A 25,814-nucleotide genomic window follows, 5' to 3' on the forward strand; every position below is an offset into this window, starting at 1 on the left:
TACAGCGACTACGATCGCAGCATGCTTCTGCCGGGCACCCTGCCGACGCAGCGCGTGTCGCGCGGCGACGGCCCGGTCCGGCAGCTCCCGGAACGCGCGGCCGACATTCTGTCCGTCCCGCTGACCAGGTACGACGGCACGCCCGCGACCGTGGCCGACGTACTGGCCGACACCCACACCGACGCCTATGCGGTGGCACACGACGGTGCTGTGGTCGCGTGTGAAGGGTCGGCTGAGCCGCAGGCGCTGTTGTCGATCACCAAGTCGATCGTCGGTTGCGTCGCGGGGATTCTCGTCGATCGAGGGCAGCTCGACCTCGGCGTACCGGTGACGAAGTACGTGCCGGAGCTCGCCGACAGCGGCTATGCCGCGGCGACGGTCGAGCACGTGCTTGATATGCGCAGTGGGGTGCGGTTTCGGGAGGACTACGCCGATCCGGAGTCGGAGATACGGCGGCTGGACAGCTGGCTCGCGGAGCGGCATGGGCTGTACGAGTTCCTCAAGGGTTTGCAGGCCGAGGCGCCGCACGGCAGTCGCTTCCTGTATCGGTCGGCGGAGAGCGACGTACTCGGCTGGGTGTGTGAGCGTGCGGCCGGTGCGCCGATGGCCGAGCTGGTGTCGTCGTTGGTGTGGGCACCGCTCGGTGCCGAGCGGGATGCGGAGTTCCTGACCGATGCGCACGGGACCGCAGTTCACGACGGCGGTCTCGTGATGACGGCGCGGGACCTGCTGCGGTTCGGCAACCTGCTGCTGGCCGGCGGAGCGGTTCCCGATGGCACCCAGGTGATCCCGCCGCTGTGGTTGCGCCGGGCCTGGGCTGTGGATGCGGACGCACGCAACGCCTTCCTCACTTCTCCGGCCGAAGCCGCCTTCCCCGGCGGCTGGTACCGCAGCCAGTTCTGGTTCCGTCCCGGTCCGTCCGGCGACGTCCTGCTCTGCCTGGGGATCCACGGCCAGATGCTGCACGTCTGTCGTCGTACCCGGACCGTGTGTGTGAAGTTCTCCAGCTGGCCGGACGCGCAGCACCCGGCATACCTCCAGGACACCTTGCGCGCGTTCGACGCGATCGGCGCAACCTACGCGCCGCGGCGGGGCTCGACCATCTTCACGCGATGACAGGATGTCGCTGCGGCCTTACTGTGAAGGGATTCGAGGGGGAGAGGCGCGATGAGTCAGAGGCTGGACGGTATCGCCGAGATCCGCACGTTCTTCCGCACCAACACCCAGCCGATCTACTTCTTCGGCCCGACCGCCTTCAACCTGCTCGGCATCGACCGCTGGGTGCGCAACTTCCAGTACGTCGTCTACTACGACTCCTGGGACGGTGCCCACCCGCGGGTGTTCGCGCCGAAGAACCAGCCGTACGTCGAGTTCGAGTCGAGCGAGCAGATCAACAACTACCTGCTCCGCGACCCCGAGGTCCAGGCCCACCTGCGCAAACGCGGCGGTACCCCGATGATCGTGATGGTGTTCTTCGACGCCGAGACCGAGGAGATCTGCCAGGAGCTCGGCTACCGCCTCATCATGCCGTCCGACGAGCTGCGCCGCCGGCTCGACTCGAAGATCGTCACCACCCAGCTCGGCAACGAGGCCGGTGCGCCGTCGGTCCCGAACGTGCTCGGCACCGCCTCGTCGTGGAAACAGCTCAAGGAACTCGCCGCGAGCAGCGATCTCGGTCGCGACCTGGTCGTCCAGACGCCGTACGGCGACTCGGGCAAGACCACCTTCTTCATCGCGGCGAAGAAGGACTGGGAGAAGTACGCCGACGACATCGTCGGTGAGCAGCTCAAGGTGATGAAGCGGATCGACAACAAGGCCGCCGCGGTCGAGGCCTGTATCACCCGGCACGGGACCATCGTCGGGCCGTTCATGACCGACCTGACCGGCTATCCCGAACTCACGCCGTACAAGGGCGGCTGGTGCGGGAACGACCTGTTCCCGGAGGCGCTCACGGCCGAGCAGCGCGGTACCGCGATCGACCATGTACGCAGGCTCGGCGACCGGCTCGCGGCCGAGGGGTACAAGGGGTTCCTGGAGATCGACGTACTGGTGGACCTGGCCACCGACGAGGTCTATCTCGGCGAGCTGAATCCGCGGATCTCCGGTGCCTCGTCGATGACGAACGTGACCGCCGGCGCGTATGCCGACGTACCGCTGTTCCTGTTCCATCTGCTCGAGTTCATGGAGGCCGATTACGTCGTCGACGTCGCCGAGATCAACGAGCGCTGGCGTGAACTGGCCGCTGTGGACGTGTGGGCGCAGCTGATCATGAAGGAGCCGACCGACCGGGTCGAGCGCATCCTCGCGGCACCCCGGACCGGGACCTGGCAGCTCGACGAGGACGGCGGGCTGGCGTTCGCCGGGGTCAGCAACGACTGGCACGACGTCACCCACGAGGACGAGGCGTTCTTCCTCCGCGTCTACGCCCCGGGCGACTTCCGCTTCAAGGGCGCCGACCTCGGCATCCTGGTCACCAAGGGCCGGATGCAGACCGCGGACGGCCTGACCAGACGCAGCCGCCGCTACATCGACGGCATCCGCGCCCACTACGTCTCCGAGCCGCTGCCCGAACCACCCTCCCTGATGCCGATCGCCTACGTGAAGTAGCGGCCGGCCGGGCTAGAGTGCGCGGTCGAGGCCAGAGCACGCGGTCGGGGCCAGGCGGGCGTCGGGGCTAGGCGGGCGTCGGGGCTAGAGCGGGCGGAGGTCGGTGCCGGGGATCCAGGTGACGCGGCCGTCCTTGTCCCGGACGCGGCCTAGCCATTCGCCGTTGTCGCGGATCCAGACGTCGAGCTCGCCGTTCTGCCACTGAGCCCGCTGGACCGGCTGGGCCGGATCCACCTTCCGGATCGCGTCGGCCGGTCGCGGCCCGTGCGCGTCGTACTGGACGTCGAGATCGCTGGCTATCCGGTGCGCCTCCGTCTCGTCGTCGATGTCTGTTGCCCGCCACCCGTTGACCGCGCCGTCCCAGACGCCGAATCTGTTCGATCCGTCGTCGGCAGGTCGCACCGTGAACCGCCCAAGCATGTCCTCAGATTAGCGCTACTTCGAACACATGTTCTAGTCTTGTGGTCATCGGGAGGTGTGTGCGATGGGCTACAACAATCCGCCGATCAAGTGGTCGGAGCTGGAGCGCAAGCTGTCGGACCGCTCGCGCCCGGGCAGCCACGGCGATCGCCCGGTGACGGCCGACGGCGGCGACAGCCCGGCGTGGTCGCAACATCGCGGTCCGTATGTGCCGCTTCCCGCCCGCCGGCCGGAGCACGCGGTGCCCTACGCGGAGCTGCACGTCCACTCGAACTTCTCCTTCCTCGACGGTGCGTCGCAGCCGGAGGACCTGGTCGAGGCCGCGGTCCGGCAGGGTCTGCACGCGCTGGCGCTGACCGATCACGACGGGTTCTACGGCGCGGCCCGGTTCGCCGAGGCCGCCACGGCGTACGAGCTGCCCACAGTGTTCGGGGCGGAGCTCTCCCTCGGCCTGACCGGCCCGCAGAACGGTGTGGCCGATCCCGAGGGCAGTCACCTGCTGGTGCTGGCGGAGGGACAGGAGGGGTATCACCGGTTGGCCGGTGCGATCACCGAGGCGCAGTTGGCCGGTGGTGAGAAGGGCCGCCCGGTCTACGACCTGGAGGATCTCGCCGAGCGGGGCCGGGACAGCTGGCTGATCCTGACCGGGTGCCGGAAGGGGCTGGTCCGGCAGGCCCTGGAGCTCGGTGGGTACGCCGATGGTCCGGCTGCCGCCGGGCGGGAGCTGGACCGGCTGGTGAGTCTGTTCGGCAAGGACCGGGTGGTGGTCGAGCTGATCGACCACCACCTACCGGCCGACTCGCCCCGAAACAGGGTGCTCGCCGGCCTGGCCGCCGACCACGGACTCCCGATAGTTGCCACCAACAACGTTCACTACGCCACCCCCGCGCAGCACAAGCTGGCCGCCGCGGTGGCCGCGGTCCGGGCCCGGCGGGACCTTGACTCGATGGACGGCTGGCTGCCGCCGGCCGGGATGGCGTTCTTGCGGTCGGGGGCCGAGATGACCACCCGGTTCCAGCGGTTCCCGGGGGCGGTGCAGCGGTCGGTGACGATCGCGGACCAGATCGCCTTCGATCTGCGCCGGGCGAAACCCAAGCTGCCGTTGCGGGACGTGCCGGCCGGGGAGACGCCGATGTCGTGGCTGCGCCACCTGACCTGGCAGGGCGCAGCCCTGCGGTACGGCACCAGGGCGGAGCGCCCGGACGCGTACGAGCGGCTGCAGCGTGAGCTGGACGTCATCGACGAGAAGGGCTTCCCGGGGTACTTCCTGATCGTCCAGGACATCGTCAAGTTCGCGCACGACCACGGGATCCTCTGCCAGGGCCGGGGTTCCGCGGCGAACTCGGCGGTCTGCTACGCGCTCGGGATCACCGCGGTCGACAGCATCCTCTACAACCTGCCGTTCGAGCGGTTCCTCGCCTCGACCCGGACCGAGGAGCCGGATATCGACGTCGACTTCGACTCCGACCGCCGCGAGGAGGTGATCCAGTACGTCTACGGCAAGTACGGCCGCCGGAACGCCGCCCAGGTCGCGAACGTGATCAGCTACCGGCCGAAGTCCGCCGTCCGGGACATGGCCAAGGCGTTCGGGTACTCGGTCGGTCAGCAGGACGCGTGGTCGAAACAGGTGGACGGGTGGAGTCCGGAGATCACCTCGACCGAGCACGACATCCCGCCGCGGGTGGTGGAGATGGCGACCGGGTTGCTGAAGTTCCCGCGGCACCTGGGGATCCACTCCGGCGGGATGGTGCTGACCGAGCGGCCGGTGGGGGAGGTGGTGCCGATCGAGCACGCCCGGATGGAGAACCGCACGGTGCTGCAGTGGGACAAGGACGACTGCGCGTGGATGGGGCTGGTGAAGTTCGACCTGCTCGGGCTCGGGATGCTGGCCGCGCTGCAGTACTGCATGGAGATGGCCCGCGAGCGGATCGGGGAGTCGTGGCTGCTGCACACGATCCCGAAGGAGGAGGCCGGCGTCTACGACCAGTTGTGCCGGGCGGACTCGGTCGGGGTGTTCCAGGTGGAGTCGCGGGCCCAGATGGCGACGCTGCCGCGACTGAAGCCGCGGAAGTTCTACGACCTGGTCACCGAGATCGCGCTGATCCGGCCCGGCCCGATCCAGGGCGGTGCGGTCCATCCGTACATCCGGCGCCGGACCGGGGAGGAGCCGGTCACCTACCTGCACCCGAAGCTGCGGCCGGTGCTGGAGCGGACCATGGGCGTGCCGCTGTTCCAGGAGCAGTTGATGCAGATGGCGATGGCGGTCGGCGAGATCGACGGCGACGAGGCCGACCTGCTCCGGCGCGCGATGGGGTCGAAGCGCGGCATCGAGAAGATCTCGTCACTGAAGGAGAAGTTGTACGCCGGGATGGCCCGCAACGGGATCACCGGGGACCTGGCCGACGAGATCTACGACAAGATCGAGGCGTTCGCGAACTTCGGGTTCGCCGAGTCCCACTCGATCAGCTTCGCCCTGCTGGTCTACTCCAGCACGTGGCTGCGGCTGCACTACCCGGCCGCGTTCCTGGCCGCGCTGTTGCGGGCCCAGCCGATGGGGTTCTACTCACCCCAGTCCCTGGTCGCCGACGCCCGTCGCCACGGCGTGGAGGTGCGACGGCCGGACCTGCACCTCTCGGGTGTCGACGCCGGGCTCGAGCAACTGGTCGACGGGCAGGAGCTCACCGGGCCGACCGGTTCGCCGGACTGTCTGGTGGATCCGCAGCCGTTGGTCGGTCCGTTCGATCCGAAGGCGCCGTTCGACACCACTCGCCATCGCCGCGACGGCGCGTTCGCGGTCCGGCTGGGGTTGTCGGAGGTGCGGACAATCGGCGACAAGGGCGCGAAGCTGATCATCGAGGAACGCGATCGCGGTGGGCCGTACGCCGAGATGGCCGACCTCGTCCGTCGGACCGGGATCACTGCCGCGCAGGTGGAGGCGCTGGCCACCGCCGGGGCCTTCGACTGCTTCGGCCTCGATCGCCGGCAGGCGTTGTGGGAAGCCGGCCGGGCCGCCGAGGAACGCCCCGGCCAGCTCGCCGGGATCACTGCCGCCGGGCCGCCGCCCACGCTGCCCGGGATGACCGATATCGAGTCCGACATGGCCGACCTGTGGTCGACCTCGATCACCACCACCAGTCACCCGATCCAGCGCATCCGCGACCAACTACGGGCCGAAGGCATCCTTTCCGCCGCCCAACTGCGCGAGGCCCCGGACGGCGCCCGGGTCCGCGTCGCCGGTGTGGTCACCCATCGCCAGCGCCCGGCCACCGCCTCCGGGGTCACCTTCATGAACCTCGAGGACGAGACCGGTATGGCCAACATCGTCATCACCGTCGGCTGCTGGCACCGCCACGCCACCGTCGCCCGCACCTCCGGCGCCCTCATCATCCGCGGCCGCGTCGAACGCGCCGGCGAAGTCACCAACCTCTCCGCCGACCACCTCCAACGCCTCCCCCTCGCCGCCAAAACCACCTCCCGAGACTTCCGCTGACGCCTTTGGTCGGCTGGGCCCAAGCCGGTGCGAAACCCTGGTGACAGAACCTGTCGGAGTGGTGAAGCTGTGCCAGTGGAGATCAAGACGCTAGACCTGCTCCAGCAGGCCGACGACCGCTCGCTGGCCTTCACTCCCATGGGTCTGGGGCATATGCCGGCCGCTGACGCGGCCGAGTACCAGCAGTCGGTCGTTGCGCGCATCGAGCTCGCGGACACCATCGCCGCCGGCACCCGGCAGTCGTTCGACCGGCTGCGGACGGTCTATGCCTACGGGGTGTTGTGTTACGAGGCCTACACCCTCGTCTACGACCAGGCGCTCCTGACCGCGGAGCAGGCACTCCGGGACCGGTTCATCTCGCAGTACCAGCCGGCGGTGACCTTCGCGGACAAACACGGTAACCACAAGACGGTCACCGCAACCAGCTACAGCAAGGTGATCGAGTTCCTGAAGGCGAACCGCGGATTCCACTTCCTCGTCGTTGGTGACGGTGGACCGGTGCTGGAGTTCCGCGGTGGCATGCTCAAGGACCTGACGATCTGGGCTCGCCGGCTCGGATTGCTGTGTGGTCAGCGCAACCGGCATCACGAATGGATCCATGCCCAACTCCGCAACTACGCCGCCCACCCCAGCGATCACCTCACCAGTCCGGTCGAGGCGGCCCGAGAACTGCATGCGGTGGCCGAGCTGATCAACCAACTCTGGGGTCGGCGGACGGTCGGCGGGAAGTACTATCCAGCGCCGAAGCGGCGGGACATCCTTGCGCTCGGCTGGGGTGACGGACTGGCGATCCAGGTTGTGACCGAGGTCGATGCGCTGCGGAACGGGGCGAACCTTCACCACGACTGGAACTACGTGATCGTCCGTGCGGTCGCCGATGATCCTGACCTGATCGAGTTCCACTCCCAGTACGAACTGACCGCCTACCCAACCGAGCTGCTGTGGGGCCCTGGGACAGCGGCCGCCGGAGAACCTTCCTGGTCGCTGGTTCATTGTGCGAGCTGACTTCCCCGGCGACGCTTGCAACCACGTCCGAACCCGTCTGACGACCCCGGAGTACTGTCAGGCGCTCGGTCCGTGCCGCAGCTGCAACGCGGATCTGCTCGCTGTCGGCACCTATGACGAGATCAAGCACCTACTGGAGGAACACAGCCATGGCAGGCCGGTCTCACTCCCCGCAGTAGGTACGCCGTACACGCGGGCAGTCGCCATCAAGATCCCGATCGCTCTGCCGGCCACCTAGAAGCTCTTCTCCTGCCGCGGGGTCAGGCGAGGTCAGGCTCTCCAGGTACGGAGGACACGATCGAGGTTGCTGCGGACCACGGGGTCGGTCTCGGTGGTCAGCAGGTGTTTCAGGTCCGGTAACACGGATCGCTGATCGCGGTGCTCCGCCGACTGCACGGCCTGGCGGCGTACGTCGGCAGCTGGGTCCTGGAGTGCGGTGCGGAGCAGATCGGTGGCGTTGCCGTTTGCCTTGATCGCGTAGTAGAGGGCCGACACGCGGTCCCGGGCGGCGGGTCGTTCCAGCAGTGGCTCGAGGTCGGTGACCTGGCAGTCGCCGCTGTCCGCGAGCGCCCACACCGCCGCCCACAGCACCCCGGAATCCGCGTCGGTCAGCAACGCACGGGCGCGCTCGGCGAGGTCGGCGGTGGCAAGGACGCGGAGCACGTGGATCGCCGCGGCGCGCACCGGTGCAACTGCATCCGTCAACGCCGCCCGCGCGGCATTCTCGACCTGAGGCACCTTGGATCTCCACGCGACGCCGAGCATCGTCTCTCGCACTCCGGGATCAGGGTCGCTGACGGCGGCCGCGAGGCTGTTCGCAGCGACAGCGGTGATCTCCGGCAGGAGGCTCAGCGACCAGCCCGCTCGGCCGCGCCGGTCAGGGTCCGAATCGTCGGCAAGGATGGCGAGGAGCGCGGCCTCGTCACCCGGCAACTTCAGACCGAAGCCACCAACGGAGTATCCGGCGAGGAGTTCGTCGAGCCACCGCTCGTACCAGGCCAGGAAGTTCGCGTCCTCGGCCACGTACGGCTGCACGACCCAATCGGCGTTGACGTTGACGAGCCTGCCCCGGCCCGGTCCGGTGACGACGAGTTGGGTGTAGTCCGAGCAACCGTGGTGAACGATCGCAAGGCTGCCCTTTTGCGGTTCGGGAAAGTCGTCCCAGTCTGAATCGGTGTACTCGGCACCGGTCGCGAAATAGCTCGGGGCCGCGAGGAAGCCGTCCGGGTCCTCGTACGAATCCACCGCCGACCGCAACGGCACCAGGCCGTAGCTCGGGCCTGCGCCGCCGTCTCCGGCCTCGAGCAGGAACAGGCGGTACTCCTCAGGCAGCCGGACCACGTGCTCGGCCTCGAATGCCGCGACGTCAGCTTCGGACAGCGGCGGGTTCAGCCGGTACGAATGTGCCTTGGCGCCGAAAGACTCCAGGAGCGCAGGGGATGCGGCTGCCTGTGCGAGTTTCGCGCGGATGCGGAGGATGCGGTCGTCCACCCGGAGAGACTACAGAGCCACCGGCACCTGCCTGCGAGCTCTGCTGTCAGGGCTGGGGGAGTTTGGTGTTCCAGTGGTGGAGTTGGTCGGTGAGCCAGGGGATGAGGGGGTCGCCGAGGGCGGTGTCGATGCCTAGGTAGCGGACGCCGATGACGGCGAGGGCGAGGAGACCCAGCAGGAGACCGAGGACGTTGAGGGCGCTGCCGGCGACGTCCGGGCGGTGGGTGCTGATGAGGCCGATCAGGCCGGTGAGCACCGCCAGCCCGCCGAGGACCAGCGAGACGCCGAAGAGGATCGAGAAGGTTGCCGTGAGCACCGCTCCGAGGCCGCACACCAGTGCGGTCTCGGCGGCGGCGGACATCCGTGCCCGCGGCGCCGGCGACGCGTCGATCAGTTCCTGCAGCCCCACTTCGCCTCGAGGGCTGTGCCCGTACGTGGCCATACCTCAAGGCTAATCCGCAAACGACCCGCTGATGGTCAACCAATGGTTACGAAACGTGCGGCGCGATCAGGTCGATGAGTTGCTGGTGGGTGGCGGGGTTGGCGGCGGCAACCAAACCAGGGCCGGTGTGCAGTGGCCGGCCGCGGAAGTCGGTGACGATGCAGCCGGCCGACTGGCAGAGCGTCGTACCGGCGGTGAAGTGGACGCTGTTGAGGAGGGTGCCGTCGGTGATGTAGCCGGCGCGGCGGCCGATGGCGACCCAGGCGAGGGTGAGGGTGGTCGAGGAGACGCGGCCGGCGAAGGCGGCGCGGAACTTCTCGTCGGTCAGGAACTGGGCGCCGAGGAAGTCGGCGCCGGGTGGTGCGTCGATGTCGACGTCGACCAGCTGGGAGGTCGCGGATGGCTGGGCGGGGGAGTCGGTGCCGTTCCGGCGGACTTGAGCCGTGGTGCCGTCGGTCCAGAACACCTCGCCGGTCAGGGGTTGAGCGACCGCGGCCACGTCCACGCCTGGCAGTGCGACGTTCACCGAGAACAGCGGGGTCTCGGCCGCGAAGTTGAGTGTCCCGCACAGCGGGTCCACCAACCAGGTGCGTGCCGCCTGACCGGTCGCGCCGTACTCCTCGCCGATCACCGCGTCGTCCGGCCGGGCCGCGCGGATGACCTCGAGGATCGCCCGCTCCGCTTCCAGGTCCGCCTCGGTCGCGAAGTCGGTCGGCGACTTGTCGTACCGGGCCATGGCGGCGCCGTACATCCGCCGTACGACGGCCGCACCCGCCTCGGCCGCGTTGATCGCCACCTCGACATCACTCAACTGGTTCATACCCGCATCCAACACCAGGTCGTGAAAGCGGTTTGAAAGGCGGCCGGAGTTGGGTGGAGGTCCAGATCACCCAGGGAGGGACCAGCGCATGAAGCTCGGACTGTCACTGCCCACCGCCGGTACGGGCGTGAGCCCGGAGAGCATCGCCAAGGTGGCCGAGGAGGCCGAGCGGATCGGGCTGGCGTCGGTGTGGACGTTCGAGCGGCTGATGAACCCGGTCGGCGGTGCGATCCCGATCGGCGGTAGCGACGCCGTACCGCTGCCGGACGGCTACGGCAGCGTGTGGGACCCGATCGAGACTCTCGCGTACCTCGCCGCACGGACCAGAACGATCACGCTCGGGACTTGTGTGGTCGACGCCCTCCTGCACAGCCCGATCGTGCTGGCCCGACGGCTCGCGACACTCGACCGGCTGAGTGGTGGACGAGTCCTCGCAGGGGTCGGGGTGGGCTGGATGTCGGCCGAGTACGAGGCGGCCGGCGTACCGGAGCAGCAGCGCGGGCCGCGGCTCGGCGAGCACATCACCGCGATGCGCAAGGCCTGGGGACCGGACCCGGTCGAACACGACGGCCGCTTCTACCGGATCGCGCCGTCGCACGTCGGGCCGAAGCCGGTCCGGCCCGACGGCGTGAGGTTGCTGGCCGGGTCGATGGCACCGGCCGCGATCGAGCGGGCCGGCCGCCTGGGCGTGGGTCTGCTCCCGATCATGATGACGTGGGAGATGTTCGACACCGCGGTCTCGATCTTCCGGGCCGCCGCGGACAAGGCGGGCCACGAGTCGCTGCCGATCGTCGTCAAGGTGAACGGGACGGTCACGGCGAAAGCCACCGATGTCCGCGATCCGCTGACCGGTGGGGTCGAGCAGGTCCTGGAGGACCTCGACCGCGTGCGCGGCGCCGGCGTCGATCACGTCAGTTGGACGATGGACAGCGACCCGGACGAGCAGCTCGCCGTGATGGCGGACCTGCTGCGAGGGGCAAACGCTTGATCGGATGACCACGGCGGAACCCCTTGTATTCCTTGGGGTTCCCTGCTCTCCATTAGATGTGGAGGGGGGCAGGTCATGCCGTTGAAGTCGTATGGGGTACTCGTCGGCCGGGCGGTCGACGCACGTCGTGAAGGTGGTACGGACACTCCGCACTATCAGGTCCAGTTGCGCGACGAGGCCGGGGTGGACTACCGGATCGCGGTGAATGTGATGTCGAAGGAGTTCCCGTCGGAGCTGCTGTTCCGGGTCGACGAGGACTTCCGCCATCCGGTCACCGCACAGCTCGGCGACCTCACCTCGGGCTGGCACCGGCTCGACACCGGTCCGCGCGGTGTGAACCTGGACTACGTCCGGCAGACCCTGTTCGATCGTGAACTGCTGCGGCCGCTCCCCGCCAATGTCGAGGGGCCGAGCAACGATCTCGCCGATCTGCTGGACGACCAGGTACGACGGGCGATGCGCGAACCGGCCGCGGTGGTCTACGCGTTCGGGGAACGGTGGGGGCCGGAGAGCGGCGTACCCGACAAGATCTTCGGCTTCCGGCCCGGCAACGGGGTGCACGACATCCACATGAACCAGGGGAACGTCGGCGCGTTCCGCAAGGACGACGGGGTCTGGCAGGACGGCGCGATGATGATCGAGCTGCCGGACCAGCAGCGGTGGGTGGGCATCTTCCTGGCGTTCCAGAGCCAGTCGTGGCACACCGACGACGTGACCGGTCATGCTCTCGTCGACGGTCCGATCGAGGAGTTCGGTGCGGAGCCGGTCCGCATCGTCGCGGCGCTGGTGAATCCGGTCGGTCCCGCGCCCGAGGCCGAAACGGTCACTCTGCTCAACGCCTCGCCCGATCCCGTCGACCTCACCGGCTGGCATCTCGTCGATCGCGCGCTCCACGTCGGCCCGGTCACCGGCGGCATCGTCGCCGCCGGCGCCACCCTCGTCGTACCACTGCCGCCGACCGTGCAACTTGGCAACAAGGGCGGCGAGATCACCCTGCTCGACCCGAAGGGCCTCAAGGTCCACGGCGTGTCCTACACCGCGGCGCAGGCCGAACGCTCCGGCTGGACCGTCGTCTTCTGACCCACCTCTCGCGCTTTCGTACTTAGTACGCTACCTTGGCCGTACTAAGTACGAAAATGCGAGGGGGAACTTTGAGTTCGATACGTACGTGGGCTGTCGCCGGGGGAGTGGCGCTCCTGCTGATGGCCGCGCTGGCCGGTTTCGGCAACTTCGCCGCCATCGAGGGTCTGGTGACGTGGGGCGATGCCGAGAAGACCGCGCGAGACATCGCCGGATCGGAGGGTCTGTTCCGGGCGGGAGTGGCGAGCCTGTTCCTGGTCATCGTTCTCGACGTGGTCGTCGCCTGCGCGCTCTACCGCGTCTTCGCCCCGGTCGACCGAACCGTGTCACTCCTGGCAGCCGCCTTCAGGCTCGTCTACACAGCCGTCTTCATGGTCGCGTTGGGCAGCCTGCTCGACGCCCTCCGCCACGTGGATCAAGCGCTCCTGCACCTCGAAGCGTTCGACGACCTCTGGAAGGCCGGCCTCGGTCTCTTCGGCGTGCACCTGCTGCTGCTCGGCTACCTGACGTTCCGCTCGAGCCAGTTCCCTGGTTGGTTAGGCATCCTGCTGGCCATCGCCGGCCTGGGTTACCTCATCGACAGCCTCGGCGTCTTCTTCGGCTACGACCTCGCCGTCTCCATCTACACCTTCCTCGGCGAACTCCTGCTCGCCATCTGGCTCCTGATCCGCGCCCGCCACCTGGAGGTGAACCCCAGGTTCAGGCCGATGACTGGGACGACGGCTGAGCCAGCTCGTGGTGGGGACGCGACTGCCACAGGGCCCATTCGGCGCTGACGTCGCCGGCGGTGCGGAGGAGGAGGGGGAGGTAGTCGTGCAGGAGTTTCTCGGTGGTGGTTTCGGCGGCGTGGACGGTGACGTTCATGGCGGCGCGGACCGTTCCGGTGCCGTCGCGGACCGGGGCGGCCACCGAGCGGACGCCGGGTGCGAGTTCCTCGTCGGCCAGGGCCCAGCCGCGGGCGCGGATCTCGGTCAGCTCGTCGCGGAGCTGCTCCGCGGTCCGTCCGATGTACGGCGGGAGCCCGGCGCGACTCGGTTGGGCGAGGGTCTCGACCAGCTCGTCGGGGGAGAGGGCGGCGAGCAGGACCTTGCCCTGCGAGGTCTGCGCGGCCGGGAAACGAGTACCGATGTCGACCCGCAGCGCGATGATCTTCGGCACCGAGACCCGGGCGACGTACACGATGTCGGAGCCGTCGAGTTGCGCCATCGACGACGACTCGCCGGTCCGGCTCACGAGGACTTCGAGGTGCGGCCGGGCGATGTCCCACAGCCCGAGCGCGCCGACGTACGCCATCCCGAGGGTCAGCACCTTCGGGGTCAGCTGGAAGGTACCGTCGGTCGACCGGACGAACCCGAGCTCCTCCAGCGTCAGCAGCAGCCGGCGCGCGGTCGGGCGGGCGAGCCCGGCTGCGGTCGCCACCTCGGACAGCGACATGGTGCGGTGATCCGCGTCGAAGCAGGCGAGCACGTCCAGCCCGCGAGCCAGTGACTCGACGAAATCCGGGCCCGCGCCTCGTCCTGCCATCAGTTCCTGCCTCCCGCCGTCCGACGTCCTGTCGCGCCCGAGCATAGGGCGTGGGCCGGTGTCACGAGCCGGGTTCGCCGAAGATCGAGCCGCGTGCCTCCCGAGTCGACTCGGACTTGTACTCGGTGTACTGGTAGGGGTTGTCGAACACCTCGTCCTTGGGCAGATCCGGGTTCATCCCACCGGCCCAGGCCTCGTCGCCCAACGCCCCGCGGAGGAAGTCGACGGTCGCCTCGACGGCACGTCGTACGGCGGGAAGGTCGACGCCGACCAGTTGGTTCGCGTACTTCACCACCTTGCCGTCGACAAGGACGGTGTGGACGTCGCCCCGCTGCGCCTGGAACGCCACGTGACCGTAGGGATTGACCAACGGGAACGACACCGGCGAGGAGTCGTTCTTGATCAGTACGACGTCCGCCTTCTTCCCGGGCTCGAGACTGCCGAGGTCGTCCCGGCCCAGTGCGCGAGCGCCGCCACGGGTGGCCCAGTCGACCACGTGCTCGGCGCGCAGGTGGCTGTGGGTCACCGTGTCGCCCTTCATGTGGGCCTCGAGGTGTTCACGGGCCCGGTCCGCGCCGAGCGTCGTACGCATCGCGCTGAACAGGTCGCCGCTCCACCAGACGCTGGTGTCCATCGACAGCGACACCGGGATGCCGTACTTGCGGACCTGCCAGGTGGGTGGGTAGCCCTGCCCGGCGCTCTGCTCGGACTCCGTCGAGACGGAGACCGACCCGCCGGTCGCGGCGATGCGTTGGTAGGAGTCCTCGGTCAGTGTGGCCGCGTGCACGTAGATGTTCTGCGGCGTCATGAAGCCGTTCTCGTGGGTCAGCCGGATGCCGTCGTCGTTGGTCGCGCCCCACACTCCGGCATGCGTGGTCACGCCCACTCCGAGCTCACGGGCCACTTCGAAGGCGGCTCGCTCGGGGAACGACGGGTCGCCGGTGACGTCGAAGGCGAGCTGGAGACCGATCTGGTCGTCGTCGCGGAGCCGCTCTAGAAACGCGCGGACAGCCGGATCCGCGGTCCACTCCCAGGGCCCGGCCTGAATGTTGCCGTAGGCAAGAACGAACCGGCCGGGAACGGCGCGCAGCGCGTCCACCGCCGCCTCGGCGTGGTCGACGGACTGCAACCCGTGCGACCAGTCGACCGTGGTGGTGACACCGGCCTCGAGCGACTCCCATGCCGAGGTCAGGTTGCCGGCGTGGATGTCCTCGGGCCGGAAGGTCTTGCCGTGCTCGAGGTAGTACCAGACGAAGTACTGCGTCAGCGTCCAGTCGGCGCCGTAGGCGCGCATCGCGGTCTGCCACATGTGCCGGTGCGTGTCGATCATCCCCGGCATCACGATCCCGCCGCGGGCGTCGATCTCCTGGGTTCCCTCGGGAACGTCGACCGCCGCGCCGACGGCCGCGATGCGGTCGTCCACGACCAGGACGTCGCCCTCGGTCAGCACCGTGTGGTTGGCGTCCATGGTCAGCACAGTGCCCCCGCGCAGCAGTACCGGCCGGCCCGCCACCGGCGTCTCGGCAGTGGTCATGATCCCCTCCAGAGTCGGGCCGGACATACGTCCGTATGCCGGTCACCACGGCGATAGCGCCACTATCGAAGCGCTCGCTCACGGTGTCAAGGGCTCGCTCCGGTGTGCTTGACACGATGGCGGGCCGATCTCAGACTGAGGCGACGGAGCGTTTGCGGACAAGTGTCCGGAGGAGGCTGGCTGTGCCCGATGCAGTACCGGAGGTGAGGGGGCCGCTCGCGGGGCTGCTGGTGGCCGACTTCTCCCGGATCCTGGCCGGCCCGTACGCGACCATGCTGCTGGCCGACCTCGGCGCCGAGGTGGTCAAGGTCGAGGCCCCCGGCGGTGACGACACCCGGTCCTGGCAGCCGCCGGTCCGCGACGGCATCTCGACGTACTACCTCGCGGTGAACCGGAACAAGCGGTCGATCGCGCTCGACCTGAAGGACCCGAAGGATCTGGCCGCGGCCCAGGAACTGGCCCGGCGGGCCGACGTGGTGCTGGAGAACTTCAAGCCGGGCGGGCTGGCGCGCTTCGGCCTGGACTACGACTCGGTCGCGGCGGCCAACCCCCGGGTGGTCTACGCCTCGATCAGCGGGTTCGGCAGTGGGCCGAAGGGAGCGGCGTTGCCTGGGTACGACCTGATCGTTCAGGCGATCTCCGGGCTGATGAGCCTCACCGGTGATCCGGACGGCGAACCCTTCCGGGCCGGCATCTCGGTGTTCGACGTGATGGCCGGGCTGCACGCGACGATCGGCGTACTGTCCGCGCTGAACGCCAGGCACGAGACCGGTCGCGGCCAGCACGTCGAGGTGAATCTGCTGTCGTCGGCGCTGTCCGGGCTGGTCAACCAGTCGAGCGCGTACGTCGCCGGCGGCGTCGTACCGCTGCGGATGGGCAACAGTCACCCGAGCCTGTTCCCGTACGAGCCGTTGCCGTGCTCAGACGGCGAGCTGATCATCACGGCCGGGAACAACGGCCAGTTCCGCAAATTGACCGAGGTGCTCGGCGTACCGGAGTTGGCCGACGATCCGCGGTTCGACCAGAACGAGAAGCGGACGGCGAACCGGGAGGCGCTGCGGCCGCTGCTGGTCGAGCGCCTCCGCACCAAGACACGGATGGAGTGGTTCCGCGACATCATCGCCGCGGGCGTGCCGTGCGGGCCGATCAACACCGTCGACGCCGGCGTCGCCTTCGCCGAGGACATCGGACTGGACCCGGTGGTGACGATCGGAGCCATCCCGACCGTGCGGAACCCGATCACCTTCTCCGAAACGCCGGCCGAGTACCGCCTGCCGCCGCCGGAGCTGGACGAGCACGGCGTCGAACTCCGCCGCTGGCTGACCAACAAGGAGCGTTCGGCATTATGAACGAGCGGAGCGAGTTCATCATCAAGCACAGCCCGTCTCGCGCCTCATCCGCGCCCGGAGCGAAGCGAGGACGTGGATGAGCTTCCCGACGTCGCTCGGTACGTCGACCGAGGACGAGATCCGCCTGCTCGGCCAGGACCTCACGGCCGACCTGATGGGCAAGGTCGGCTTCGGTGAACTCGCCTTCTGGCTGGTCGCCCTGCGCCGGCCGACACCGTCCGAGACGCGAGTCTTCGAGGCCGTGCTGGTCGCGCTGGCCGACCACGGGTTCACGCCGACGGCGATCGCGGCGCGGCTGACCTATCTGTCCGCGCCGGACTCGCTGCAGGGTGCGCTCGCAGCCGGCCTGCTCGGCGGTGGGTCGCGCTTCCTCGGAGTGACCGAGGACTGCGGGATGTACCTGCACGAGACCCTGCTGGGACATGAACTGCCGGCGGACGATGCCGGGTGGGATGCTTTGGCGCTCGAGGTGGTCACCGAGACGCGTGCGGCCGGTAAGTATGTCCCCGGGCTCGGGCATCCGGTACACAAGGTTCAGGACCCGCGAACGCCGGTGCTGATCGGCATCGCTGCGGAAGAGGGCCTGCTGGGGCCGCATCTGCAGTTGTTCCAGGCCATCGGGCGGGTGCATGAGCAGGTCCTCGGCCGGAAGCTCCCGCTCAACGGTGCCGGAGTCTGTGGCGCGGCTCTCGCCGATCTCGGACTGCCGGTTGAGCTGTTGCGTGGTTTCGCCTTGCTGGCCAGGGCTGCCGGCCTCCTCGGCCAACTCGCTGAGGAGCGCCGCCGCCCGATCGGCATGGATGCCTATCTCACTGTCGACCGCAACGCGGTCTACGTCGACCCGACCCAGACCTGAACCAGAGCGAAGAGGAGCACCACATGGCCACTGTCGTCGCGGTCATCGCCTCCACGCACCATCCGTTCTACTACCGGGCGAGTACGTCGACCGGTGCCGACCGGCCGCCGTTCGCCGACGAGTGGGTGGCCAAGATCGAGGCGTTCCGGGAGACCCTCACCAAGGCCCGGCCGGACATCCTGGTGATGGTCGGCAGCGACCACTTCCACCAGCTCTGGCTGGACAACATGCCCCAGTTCCTGGTCGGCAAGGCGCCGTACTTCGATGCGAACTGGTACAACGAGGAGCGCGAGTTCGGGCTGCCGCGGATGACGCTGCCGGGGGAGGAGCAGCTGGCCGCGTACATCCTGCGCAACGGGCTGGACGCCGGCTTCGATCTTGCCTTCAGCAACGAACTGCGGATCGACCACAGCATCACCTGCCCGATCATCACGCTCCGGCCGGAGGCGGACCTGCCGATCGTGCCGATCTACACCAACATCTTCGCGCCGCCACTGCCACAGCCGAAGCGGTTCGTCGAGCTGGGCCGGACGATCCGGCAGTTGGTCGAGTCGTGGCCGGACGACCGGCGGGTGGCGATCATCGGCACCGGGCACCTGTCCCTCGAGCTCGGCGGCCCGCGGCAGTTCGGTGCCCACGGCCCCGATCCGGAGTTCGACCGGAAGGCGGTCGACTGGATCGCCAGCGGAGACCTCGACGGCTGCCTGGCCGACGTGACGCTGGACAGCCTGCACCTGCCCGGCAACGCGACCCACGGGTTCATGGACTTCATGCTGATGATGGGTGTCGCCGGTGCCGGCGCGAAGGCGGACCACGTCGACTCGCTCGACCTGTTCCACACCATGGAGGCCTACTTCACCTGGTATCCGAACGGGGTGCCGGCATGAGCAAGTACTTGCTGGACAAGTTCCTCTTCACGGTCGACCGGGACCCGGCGCTGGTCGAGCGGTATCGCGAGGACGCCGCCGGGACGGTGACGTGGTGGGAAGCGGAGGTGGCGAACCAGATCCTCAACTGCAAGACGGGTGAGAAGTCCACCTGGCTCGCGTTCACCGACGAGGAGCGGCAGGCGCTCGTCGACCAGGATCACGTGGCGCTGTTCCGGATGGGTGCGCATCCGTTCCTCACGTTGACGTTGTTCATCGCGATGTTCGAGCGCGACCACGGACCGCTGGAGTACCAGAAGGCGTACGGCAAGGCACTCCAGCACCTGTCCCCGCCGTATCCGGATATATCCACCTAGGAGATCGCGTGCGAGCAGCCGTCCTGCGCATCCACGGTGAGGCGCCATCACACGGTGAACACCCGGACCCGGTCCCGTCGGAGGGTCGGTCGATCGTCCGCGTCACCGCGGCGCCGGTCGTACCTCTCGATCTGTTGTGTGCTTCTGGTACGTCGTACTTCGGTGCACCCGAGTTGCCGTACGTACCGGGGGTGCAAGGGGTCGGTGTGGTCGAGCAGTCGGCTGTCGTGGCTGCGGGGACCAAGGTGTTCTTCGCGACGTCGGCCGGGATGTCTCCGGGCGACGGGAGTTTCGCCGAGCGCTGCGCCGTACCTGATGCCGACCTCATCGTTCTCGACACACCGGTGCCCGACGCCGAGGTGGCCGCGCTCGGTTTGTCTGCGGTGGCAGCATGGATGGTGCTGACTTGGCGTGCCAAGTTGCAGCCGGGTGAGCGGGTGCTCGTGCTCGGCGGTGGTGGCGCGGTGGGACAAGCCGCGATCGGATCGGCGCGAGTGCTCGAAGCCGGCCGGGTGGTTGCGGTGTGCCGGTCCGACGATGCCGGCCGGCGCGCCCTGGACGCTGGGGCCGACGAAGTGGTCGCCCTGACCGACGATCTGGCCGGGCGGCTGGCCGACGCGACGGGTGGAGCCGTCGACGTGGTGGTCGACCCCGTCTTCGGTCCGGTGGCGACCGCGGCCGCGCGACTCCTCGCTCCCGGTGGTCGGCTGGTGAACCTCGGTGGTGCTTCGGGTGACGAGGCAACCTTCTCCTCGGCGATCCTCCGCAGCCGCACCGCGAGCATCCTCGGCTACACCAACAACGCCATCACCACCGACCAGCGCCGCGACGCCCTCACCGCAGTCCTCCGCCACGCGGCCGCCGGAGCTGTCACTGTCGCGCACGAGACGGTTCCGCTGCCAGACATCACCGCCGCCTGGCAGCGCCAATCCGCCGGTCGCACGGCAGGGCGTCTGGTGCTCACGCTGGACTAGATAAGACCGATCGGTATTATCTAGTCCCATGGCTGTTCCGGTCCGGCGGTTGTGGGTGGCGGTGCTGTGCGGGTATCTCGCGTTCGGCGCCGCGTTGCAGGCGTTGCCGTCGTACGTGCCGGAGAAGTTCGGCGGCGGTGCGCTGGCCAGCGGAACCGCGGTGGGGATCGCCTTCCTGGCCACGGCGTGCGGGCGGCCGTTCGCGGGATGGCTGGCGGACGGCGGCTGGTCGCGTCCCGTCGTACTGGTCGGGGGAGTGCTGACCGCAGCCGGTGGTCTCGGGCAGTTGGTCGCGCCGAATCTCACGGTCCTGCTGGTGGCGCGGCTGGTGATGGGCGCGGGGGAGGCGGCGTTGTTCTCGGCTGCGTTGCCGTGGGTGCTGGCCGGGACGCGGGTGGCGCAGCGCGGTCGGGTCGCGGGCTGGTTCGGGTTGTCGATGTGGGGTGGGCTGGCCGGCGGGCCGGTGATCGCGTCGCTGGTCGGCGAGTGGGTCTGGTGGACGATCGTCGGTCTCGCCGGCGCGTCGATGGTGCTGGTGCTGACGACTCGCGCGGATCCGGGCCGGGTCGAGCCGTTGGTCCGGATCCGTCGCGTCCGCGATCTGGTCCCGGCCGGCGTACCGTTGCCAGGAGCAACCATAGGTCTGGCGGCGTACTGCTACGGAACCATCGCGGCCCTGCTGGTCCTACGGTTGCGCGATGACGGCATCGGCGTCGACGGCTACGCGCTCGCGGTGTTCGCAGCCGCGTTCCTGATCGTGCGGTTCGCGGGCAGTCCCTTGGTCGATCGGTACGGCGGACGCACAGTGGCGGCTGTGACGGTCGCGGTCGAGGTTCTCGCGCTGGTCGGGATCGCCTTGGCTGCTGGACCGGTGAGCGCGCTCGTGTTCACGGCGTTGGCAGGGCTCGGGCTGGCGCTGATCTACCCGGCCTGTGTGTCGATGACGCTCGATCGGGTCCGCGGTTTGCGGCCTGGCGTGTCGATGGGCGTGATGACGTCGTTCTGGGACCTCGGCGTGCTGGCGGCGGGTCCGCTCGGTGGACTCGTGGCTGAGCGGCTCGGGTTCCCGATCGCCTTCTTCGTTGCCGCGGGCACCGCTGCGACGTGTGTCTTCGTGTGCCTGGCGTTCCTCAGGCCGCGTCGAGCAGTGTCTCCACGATGACGCGCGCCTCCGCACCGAGCCCGGGATCCCGATCGACCGCACTGATGATGGTCGCGCCCTCCAGTACGACGACCAGTTGGCGTGCCGTGGTCTCGGGGTCGCGCACGCCGGCCTCGGTCAGGAGCCCGCGGAACAGCTCGCGGTAGAAGGTCAGGTGGTCCTGGGCGAGTCGCCGGGGTGCGCCGTCATGGCCGCGGTCCTCGGTGGCCGCGTTCATCATCGCGCAGCCGCGGAACCCCGCCTCGGCGTACCAGGTCGCGACCAGGTCGAAGACGGCCAGGATCCGGTCGCGACCGGTCTCGGCCTGCTCGACCGCCTGCTCGTGCCAGGCGCGGACCCGGCGGGTGCGATCGGTCAGCACCGCCTCGACCAGGCCGTCCTTGGAGCCGAAGTTCTTGTAGATGGTGAGCTTCGACGCGCCGGCCGCCTCCGCGACCTCGTTGATGCCGACGGCATGGATCCCGCGGCGCAGGAACACGTCCGAAGCAGCGGCCAGGATGCGTGCCCTGGTCCCCTCGGGGTCCAGTCGTTCGCCAGCTTTGACCGGCATCGTGCACCACCTCCGCCACTCATAGTACCGATCGGTCTCATCTACTGGCGCAAGATAAGACCGATCGGTACTATCTCCGCCATGACCAACGGATGGACGGCAGCGGGATTCGAGGGTGTGGCCGAGGCGTTCGCGCGGAACTTCGCCGAGCGAGGTGAGCTGGGTGCGGCCTTCGCGGCGTACCGGGACGGCGACCTGGTGGTCGACCTGTGGGGCGGTACTGCGGACCGGGACACCGGGCGGGCGTGGGAGCGGGACACGGTCCAGTTGATGTTCTCCGGCACCAAGGGACTCGCGTCGGCGTGTCTGCTGCTGTTGGTCCAGCGCGGACAGGTGTCGCTCGACGATCCGCTCGGCCGCTACTGGCCAGAGTTCAGGGCCGGCGAGACCACGGTCGCCGAGGTGTTGTCCCATCAGGCCCGCCTGGCCTGGGTCGAGGCCGGGTACGCCGACCTGCTCGATCACGACGTGATGGCTGCCCATCTGGCTGCCCAGGCTCCGGCGACGGACCCGCGGGCCGCGTTCATGTATCACGCGATCACCTGGGGCTGGCTGGTCGACGAACTCATCCGGCGCATCGACGGGCGAACTGCCGGCCAGTTCTTCGCCGACGAGTTCGCGGCTCCGCTCGACCTCGAGGTCTGGATCGGTCTCCCGGATGAGCTGCACTGGCGCGCGACGACGATGGTTGCGCCCGACGGTGTGCTCGTGGACGAACCGCAGACCGATCCGCTGCTGCAGCTCAACCGCAATCCGCTCTGGGTGCCGGGCGCGGAGAAGATCTGGAACAGCTCTGAGTACCGCAGCGCCGGCCTGGCCGCGGTGGGCGGCTTCGCGACCGCCCGCGGTATGGCGCGCTTCTACGCCTCGCTCCTGGGTGACGGTGTCCTGACCCCGGAGACCGTCGAGCTCGGCCGGCAAGAACTCCGCCGCGGCATCGAGCCGACCTGGGGGAGCGAGATGGTGTACGGCGCCGGCTTCGAACTCGCCGGGTCCGGCAACTTCGGCCGCCCCGCCGATGCCTTCGGTCACGGGGGCGCCGGCGGCTCCCGTCACGGCGCCTGGCCGGCGCACCGGGTCGCCTTCTCCTACTTGATGAACGAGGTCCGCGGTCACCCCGACGACCGGCCGCTCAGCCTGCTGGCAGCCCTGGAGGACGCCGTCAGGTAGTGGTCACCACGCCGGGACAGATGCGTTGGTAAGCGCTTGCTGGCAGACTGTTGGTCCATGCGTGAGCCTCTGGTGATCAATGACAACGGTGCTTGGTGCTGGTTTCAGGACGAGCGTGCGGTGGTGGATCCGGACAGCCAGACGTTGGTGGTCGGGTCGATCGCGGCGCCGGAGGGTCCTGGCGGTGACGAGCGGTCCGGGAACGTCGAGTTGACGGTGGTCGATCTGCGCTCGGGCTCGAGTGAGGTCGTCGTACTGCATGAGAAGTTCGAGGCCGACGATCATGATGTGCCGGCGTTGTGGCGGCGGGCCGACGGCCGGTGGCTCGCGGTCTACACGAAGCACAAGACCGATGATCTGACCCGGTGGCGGGTGAGCGAGCCGGGGGATCCGCGGACGTGGGGTCCGGAGCGGACGTTCGACTGGAACGAGTTCACCGAGGGACGCGGGGTCACGTACTCGAACCTGCATGTGCTCGACGGGCGGCTGTACTGCTTCGCTCGCGCGGTCAACGACGACCAGTGTGCGCTGGTCTCCGACGACGACGGTGACACCTGGACGTACGCCGGCAAGCTGTTCACCCGGCCCAAGGTCGGCTATGTCAACGGCTACACGCGGTACGTCTCGACGCCGACGCGGATCGACCTGATCACGACCGATCACCATCCGCGCGACTACAACAACTCGATCTACCACGGCTACCTCGAGGCCGGGGCGCTGCACCGGACCGATGGAACCGTGGTGGACCCGGTCGCGCTCAACGGTGAGGCGCCGTCGCAGGTGGAGCTGACCACGGTGCTCGAAGCCGGGTCGCTGTGGGACGGCGAGCCGATGACGCACTGCTGGACGATCGACATCCGCCGTTCCGGCGACGGCACGCTCGCGGCTGTTCTCCTCGCGCGCCAGGACACTCCGGAGAACCCGGAGGATGCGTTCGCGCGGCGGTACGACGTACGGGATCACCGCTTCTTCTACGCGCGTCTCGCACCGGGCGGGAAGTGGCAGGTACGGCAACTGGCCAAGGCCGGTCCCGGGCTCCTGCCGCACGAGAACGACTACACCGGCCTGGTCGCCATCGATCCGTACGACGTGGACTCGCTGTACGTCTCGACACCGATCGATCCCCGCGACGGCACCGAGCTGGCGCACCACGAGATCTTCCACGCCCGCATCGCCGACGCCGGTACGACGTGGACGCCGGTGACCGAGAACTCCGAGGTCGACAACCTCCGCCCGATCGTCGCCCCGGGCGACCCGAGCCGAGTCCCACTGCTCTGGTTCCGCGGCCTGATGACGGCCTCCCAGCACTACAACTGCGAGGTCGTCCTGCTCGACCGGCCCCGAGGCTGACGGTCAGACCTTGCGTCGCAGCGCCAGGACGGAGATCGGGGCGAAGACGAGCATGATGCCGGCGGCCCAGACCAAGGTCCAGGCGACCGGTTCGGCGACCGGGCCGCCGACCAGGAGACCGCGGGCAGCGTCGGACAGGATCGTCACCGGGTTCGCCTCGACGACCGGCTGCAGCCAGCCCGGCATCGTCTCGGTGGGAACGAAGACGTTGCTGACGAACGTCACCGGGAACAGCACCGTGAAGCCGAAGATCTGAACCTGTTCGGGATCCCGCGCGAGCACGCCGACCAGGACCGACACCCAGGAGAACGCCAGCGCGAACAGCAGCACCAGGCCGACCATGGCGAGCAGGCTCAGCACCGAGGTCTCCACCCGGAAGCCCATCACGTAGCCGACGGCGAGCAGCAGGAACACCGACCACGCGTGTTTGACCAGGTCGGCCGTGATCCGTCCGCTCAATGGCGCCCAGCGGGCGATCGGCAACGACCGCAGTCGATCGAAGACCCCCTTGGTGAGGTCCGCGTTCAGCCCGGTGCCGACGTACATCGTCACGAAGAACATGTTCATCACGATGATGCCGGGCAGGGTGACCTGGAGATAGTCGGCGGTGCTGCCGGCGATGGCACCGCCGAAGATGTAGGTGAACAGGACGAGGAACAGGATCGGCTGGAAGCTGTAGTCGCCGAGCTCCCACGGGTTGTGCCTGATCTGGACGATCGTGCGCCACGCCAGCGTGGTCGTCTGCTGCAGACCTTGCAGCGGGCTCACCCTGGTGTTCATGCCCGCACCCTTTCGGTCGTCGTCTGATCGGATTCCTCGTCGGCCGAGTGTCCGGTGAGCGAGAGGAACACCTCGTTCAGGCTCGCGCCGCGCAACGTGAGCGTGCTGATCACGACGCCGGCGTCGTCCAGCCGGCGTACGACGGCCGGCAGGACCGCCGGGTCCGTGACCGGAGCGGTCACCACCTCACGGTCGATCTCGGGCTCGGTCTGCGCCAGCTCGCCGACGACCGCCACCACGGTCGGCAGGTCCGAGGGATCGGCCGGGCGGACGGCGAGGGACTGCGCGCCGGCCGTCGTCTTGAGCTCGTCCGGTGTACCGGTCGCGATCAGCTTTCCGTGGTCGATGACGGCGATGTTGTCGGCCAGCGCGTCGGCCTCGTCGAGGTACTGCGTGGTCAGCAGCACCGTGGATCCGCCGCGCACCAGCTCGCGGACGGTGGTCCAGAGCTCCTGCCGGGCGCGGGGGTCGAGTCCGGTCGTCGGTTCGTCGAGGAACAGGATGCGCGGGCGCCCGACCAGGCTCGCGGCCAGATCGAGCCGGCGCCGCATGCCGCCCGAGTACGTCTTGGTGGCGCGGTCGGCGGCGGCGGACAGGCCGAAGTCCTCGAGCAGTTCAGCGGCTCGCCGACGGGCGTCGCGACGGGATTGGCCGAGCAGACGTCCGATCAGCAACAGGTTCTCGGTGCCGGTCAGGTTCTCGTCGACTGCGGCGTACTGTCCGGTCAGCCCGATCAGCTGCCGGACCTGGTGGGCTTCCCGCAGTACGTCGTACCCGCCGACTGTGGCCCGGCCCGCGTCCGGCCGGAGCAGCGTCGCCAGCGCGCGGACCGCGGTCGTCTTCCCCGCGCCGTTCGGGCCGAGTAGGCCGAGGACGGTTCCGGTCGGTACCGCCAGGTCGACTCCGGCCAGCGCCTGCGTCTCGCCGAACCGCTTGGTCAGTCCTTCCGCCCAGATCGAGTGGTCCATCCCGTGCCCTC

Annotated in this window: 24 protein-coding genes; 15 read left to right on the forward strand and 9 right to left on the reverse strand. The window is 68.8% G+C overall.

The genetic code is table 11. The annotated features are described in order from the left end of the window. Positions 1-21 precede the first annotated feature (21 nt). Positions 22-1,116 (forward strand): serine hydrolase domain-containing protein, encoded by a 1,095-nt coding sequence (locus tag ACGFIF_RS27680; protein ID WP_393158412.1) that lies wholly within the window; start codon positions 22-24, stop codon positions 1,114-1,116. A 51-nt stretch (positions 1,117-1,167) separates the two neighbouring features. Beyond that, entirely contained in the window at positions 1,168-2,607 is a 1,440-nt protein-coding gene (locus ACGFIF_RS27685; RefSeq protein WP_393158413.1) for a biotin carboxylase, read from the forward strand. 84 nt (positions 2,608-2,691) lie between these two features. Here the strand turns inward: ACGFIF_RS27685 and ACGFIF_RS27690 are convergent, their stop codons facing one another. After that, on the reverse strand, positions 2,692-3,027 hold the full coding sequence (locus tag ACGFIF_RS27690) for a hypothetical protein (RefSeq protein ID WP_132209225.1): 336 nt from the start codon (positions 3,025-3,027) through the stop codon (positions 2,692-2,694). A gap of 64 nt (positions 3,028-3,091) precedes the next feature. Here ACGFIF_RS27690 and ACGFIF_RS27695 point away from each other — a divergent pair, with 64 nt between their 5' ends. Both ACGFIF_RS27695 and ACGFIF_RS27700 read left to right on the forward strand, forming a co-directional pair. Next, positions 3,092-6,517, forward strand: a complete 3,426-nt coding sequence (locus ACGFIF_RS27695) for an error-prone DNA polymerase (protein WP_393158415.1) — start codon at positions 3,092-3,094, stop codon at positions 6,515-6,517. A gap of 75 nt (positions 6,518-6,592) precedes the next feature. Then, positions 6,593-7,522: a hypothetical protein gene (locus ACGFIF_RS27700; RefSeq protein WP_393158416.1), complete on the forward strand. Its 930-nt coding sequence runs from the start codon at positions 6,593-6,595 to the stop codon at positions 7,520-7,522. A gap of 270 nt (positions 7,523-7,792) precedes the next feature. Here ACGFIF_RS27700 and ACGFIF_RS27705 read toward each other — a convergent pair whose 3' ends face one another. From ACGFIF_RS27705 to ACGFIF_RS27715, 3 genes are read right to left on the reverse strand one after another with little or no spacing between them, the layout of a single operon-like run. Then, complete coding sequence (locus tag ACGFIF_RS27705; RefSeq protein ID WP_393158417.1) at positions 7,793-9,013, reverse strand: HEAT repeat domain-containing protein; 1,221 nt, start codon at positions 9,011-9,013, stop codon at positions 7,793-7,795. A 46-nt stretch (positions 9,014-9,059) separates the two neighbouring features. After that, positions 9,060-9,455, reverse strand: a complete 396-nt coding sequence (locus tag ACGFIF_RS27710; protein WP_393158419.1) for a hypothetical protein — start codon at positions 9,453-9,455, stop codon at positions 9,060-9,062. A 46-nt stretch (positions 9,456-9,501) separates the two neighbouring features. Continuing rightward, positions 9,502-10,275 carry an inositol monophosphatase family protein gene (locus ACGFIF_RS27715; RefSeq protein ID WP_393158421.1) on the reverse strand — a complete coding sequence of 258 codons (774 nt, stop codon included), beginning with the start codon at positions 10,273-10,275 and terminating at the stop codon, positions 9,502-9,504. Positions 10,276-10,363: 88 nt separating this feature from the next. Between ACGFIF_RS27715 and ACGFIF_RS27720 the strand changes: the two genes are divergently transcribed. The 3 genes from ACGFIF_RS27720 (at position 10,364) to ACGFIF_RS27730 (ending at position 13,119) form a co-directional block, all read left to right on the forward strand. After that, a complete protein-coding gene (locus tag ACGFIF_RS27720) occupies positions 10,364-11,263 on the forward strand; it encodes a TIGR03619 family F420-dependent LLM class oxidoreductase (RefSeq protein ID WP_393158423.1) in 900 nt (299 codons plus the stop codon). Between the two features lie 75 nt (positions 11,264-11,338). Continuing rightward, a complete protein-coding gene (locus ACGFIF_RS27725) occupies positions 11,339-12,343 on the forward strand; it encodes a DUF2278 family protein (RefSeq protein WP_393158425.1) in 1,005 nt (334 codons plus the stop codon). Between the two features lie 71 nt (positions 12,344-12,414). Continuing rightward, positions 12,415-13,119 (forward strand): DUF4386 domain-containing protein, encoded by a 705-nt coding sequence (locus ACGFIF_RS27730; protein ID WP_393158427.1) that lies wholly within the window; start codon positions 12,415-12,417, stop codon positions 13,117-13,119. Here the strand turns inward: ACGFIF_RS27730 and ACGFIF_RS27735 are convergent. Beyond that, the gene (locus tag ACGFIF_RS27735) at positions 13,043-13,867 is read right to left on the reverse strand and encodes an IclR family transcriptional regulator C-terminal domain-containing protein (protein ID WP_393158428.1); all 825 of its coding nucleotides are present in this window, start codon (positions 13,865-13,867) and stop codon (positions 13,043-13,045) included. The two genes, ACGFIF_RS27730 and ACGFIF_RS27735, sit on opposite strands and share 77 nt — an antisense overlap. Before the next feature lie 61 nt (positions 13,868-13,928). Then, positions 13,929-15,401 carry an amidohydrolase family protein gene (locus ACGFIF_RS27740; RefSeq protein ID WP_393158430.1) on the reverse strand — a complete coding sequence of 491 codons (1,473 nt, stop codon included), beginning with the start codon at positions 15,399-15,401 and terminating at the stop codon, positions 13,929-13,931. A 182-nt stretch (positions 15,402-15,583) separates the two neighbouring features. On the opposite strand from ACGFIF_RS27740, the gene ACGFIF_RS27745 reads away from it, so the two are divergent. The 6 genes from ACGFIF_RS27745 (at position 15,584) to ACGFIF_RS27770 (ending at position 20,985) form a co-directional block, all read left to right on the forward strand. Further along, positions 15,584-16,750: a CaiB/BaiF CoA transferase family protein gene (locus ACGFIF_RS27745; protein WP_393158432.1), complete on the forward strand. Its 1,167-nt coding sequence runs from the start codon at positions 15,584-15,586 to the stop codon at positions 16,748-16,750. Positions 16,751-16,826: 76 nt separating this feature from the next. Beyond that, on the forward strand, positions 16,827-17,606 hold the full coding sequence (locus ACGFIF_RS27750) for a citryl-CoA lyase (RefSeq protein ID WP_393158434.1): 780 nt from the start codon (positions 16,827-16,829) through the stop codon (positions 17,604-17,606). A 23-nt stretch (positions 17,607-17,629) separates the two neighbouring features. Further along, positions 17,630-18,493, forward strand: coding sequence for a hypothetical protein (locus ACGFIF_RS27755; RefSeq protein ID WP_393158436.1), 864 nt, complete (start codon positions 17,630-17,632; stop codon positions 18,491-18,493). Continuing rightward, positions 18,490-18,849 carry a hypothetical protein gene (locus ACGFIF_RS27760; RefSeq protein WP_393158437.1) on the forward strand — a complete coding sequence of 120 codons (360 nt, stop codon included), beginning with the start codon at positions 18,490-18,492 and terminating at the stop codon, positions 18,847-18,849. Before ACGFIF_RS27755 ends, ACGFIF_RS27760 begins: the two co-directional genes overlap by 4 nt. Before the next feature lie 8 nt (positions 18,850-18,857). Continuing rightward, a complete protein-coding gene (locus ACGFIF_RS27765; protein WP_393158439.1) occupies positions 18,858-19,823 on the forward strand; it encodes a zinc-binding alcohol dehydrogenase family protein in 966 nt (321 codons plus the stop codon). A 28-nt stretch (positions 19,824-19,851) separates the two neighbouring features. After that, positions 19,852-20,985 (forward strand): MFS transporter, encoded by a 1,134-nt coding sequence (locus tag ACGFIF_RS27770; RefSeq protein WP_393158441.1) that lies wholly within the window; start codon positions 19,852-19,854, stop codon positions 20,983-20,985. Here the strand turns inward: ACGFIF_RS27770 and ACGFIF_RS27775 are convergent. After that, a complete protein-coding gene (locus ACGFIF_RS27775; protein ID WP_393158443.1) occupies positions 20,954-21,535 on the reverse strand; it encodes a TetR/AcrR family transcriptional regulator in 582 nt (193 codons plus the stop codon). The two genes, ACGFIF_RS27770 and ACGFIF_RS27775, sit on opposite strands and share 32 nt — an antisense overlap. 81 nt (positions 21,536-21,616) lie before the next feature. On the opposite strand from ACGFIF_RS27775, the gene ACGFIF_RS27780 reads away from it, so the two are divergent. Then, positions 21,617-22,705 (forward strand): serine hydrolase domain-containing protein, encoded by a 1,089-nt coding sequence (locus ACGFIF_RS27780; protein WP_393158444.1) that lies wholly within the window; start codon positions 21,617-21,619, stop codon positions 22,703-22,705. Between the two features lie 57 nt (positions 22,706-22,762). Continuing rightward, positions 22,763-24,055 carry a BNR-4 repeat-containing protein gene (locus ACGFIF_RS27785; protein WP_393158445.1) on the forward strand — a complete coding sequence of 431 codons (1,293 nt, stop codon included), beginning with the start codon at positions 22,763-22,765 and terminating at the stop codon, positions 24,053-24,055. A 3-nt stretch (positions 24,056-24,058) separates the two neighbouring features. Here the strand turns inward: ACGFIF_RS27785 and ACGFIF_RS27790 are convergent, their stop codons facing one another. Together ACGFIF_RS27790 and ACGFIF_RS27795 are read right to left on the reverse strand one after the other, a co-directional pair. After that, complete coding sequence (locus ACGFIF_RS27790) at positions 24,059-24,835, reverse strand: ABC transporter permease (protein ID WP_393158446.1); 777 nt, start codon at positions 24,833-24,835, stop codon at positions 24,059-24,061. Then, the gene (locus tag ACGFIF_RS27795) at positions 24,832-25,803 is read right to left on the reverse strand and encodes an ATP-binding cassette domain-containing protein (protein ID WP_393158447.1); all 972 of its coding nucleotides are present in this window, start codon (positions 25,801-25,803) and stop codon (positions 24,832-24,834) included. Before ACGFIF_RS27795 ends, ACGFIF_RS27790 begins: the two co-directional genes overlap by 4 nt. Between the last annotated feature and the right edge of the window lie 11 nt (positions 25,804-25,814).

Source organism: Kribbella sp. NPDC049174 (assembly GCF_043197365.1).
Lineage (GTDB): Bacteria > Actinomycetota > Actinomycetes > Propionibacteriales > Kribbellaceae > Kribbella.

Excerpts from the sequence above, each read along its gene's own strand:
- ACGFIF_RS27680 (WP_393158412.1), top strand. The coding sequence starts at position 22 with ATGCTTCTGCCGGGCACCCTGCCGACGCAGCGCGTGTCGCGCGGCGAC.
- ACGFIF_RS27685 (WP_393158413.1), top strand. The coding sequence starts at position 1,168 with ATGAGTCAGAGGCTGGACGGTATCGCCGAGATCCGCACGTTCTTCCGC.
- ACGFIF_RS27690 (WP_132209225.1), bottom strand. The coding sequence starts at position 3,027 with ATGCTTGGGCGGTTCACGGTGCGACCTGCCGACGACGGATCGAACAGA.
- ACGFIF_RS27695 (WP_393158415.1), top strand. The coding sequence starts at position 3,092 with ATGGGCTACAACAATCCGCCGATCAAGTGGTCGGAGCTGGAGCGCAAG.
- ACGFIF_RS27710 (WP_393158419.1), bottom strand. The coding sequence starts at position 9,455 with ATGGCCACGTACGGGCACAGCCCTCGAGGCGAAGTGGGGCTGCAGGAA.
- ACGFIF_RS27715 (WP_393158421.1), bottom strand. The coding sequence starts at position 10,275 with ATGAACCAGTTGAGTGATGTCGAGGTGGCGATCAACGCGGCCGAGGCG.
- ACGFIF_RS27720 (WP_393158423.1), top strand. The coding sequence starts at position 10,364 with ATGAAGCTCGGACTGTCACTGCCCACCGCCGGTACGGGCGTGAGCCCG.
- ACGFIF_RS27725 (WP_393158425.1), top strand. The coding sequence starts at position 11,339 with ATGCCGTTGAAGTCGTATGGGGTACTCGTCGGCCGGGCGGTCGACGCA.
- ACGFIF_RS27735 (WP_393158428.1), bottom strand. The coding sequence starts at position 13,867 with ATGGCAGGACGAGGCGCGGGCCCGGATTTCGTCGAGTCACTGGCTCGC.
- ACGFIF_RS27740 (WP_393158430.1), bottom strand. The coding sequence starts at position 15,401 with ATGACCACTGCCGAGACGCCGGTGGCGGGCCGGCCGGTACTGCTGCGC.
- ACGFIF_RS27750 (WP_393158434.1), top strand. The coding sequence starts at position 16,827 with ATGAGCTTCCCGACGTCGCTCGGTACGTCGACCGAGGACGAGATCCGC.
- ACGFIF_RS27755 (WP_393158436.1), top strand. The coding sequence starts at position 17,630 with ATGGCCACTGTCGTCGCGGTCATCGCCTCCACGCACCATCCGTTCTAC.
- ACGFIF_RS27760 (WP_393158437.1), top strand. The coding sequence starts at position 18,490 with ATGAGCAAGTACTTGCTGGACAAGTTCCTCTTCACGGTCGACCGGGAC.
- ACGFIF_RS27770 (WP_393158441.1), top strand. The coding sequence starts at position 19,852 with ATGGCTGTTCCGGTCCGGCGGTTGTGGGTGGCGGTGCTGTGCGGGTAT.
- ACGFIF_RS27775 (WP_393158443.1), bottom strand. The coding sequence starts at position 21,535 with ATGCCGGTCAAAGCTGGCGAACGACTGGACCCCGAGGGGACCAGGGCA.
- ACGFIF_RS27780 (WP_393158444.1), top strand. The coding sequence starts at position 21,617 with ATGACCAACGGATGGACGGCAGCGGGATTCGAGGGTGTGGCCGAGGCG.
- ACGFIF_RS27785 (WP_393158445.1), top strand. The coding sequence starts at position 22,763 with ATGCGTGAGCCTCTGGTGATCAATGACAACGGTGCTTGGTGCTGGTTT.
- ACGFIF_RS27790 (WP_393158446.1), bottom strand. The coding sequence starts at position 24,835 with ATGAACACCAGGGTGAGCCCGCTGCAAGGTCTGCAGCAGACGACCACG.
- ACGFIF_RS27795 (WP_393158447.1), bottom strand. The coding sequence starts at position 25,803 with ATGGACCACTCGATCTGGGCGGAAGGACTGACCAAGCGGTTCGGCGAG.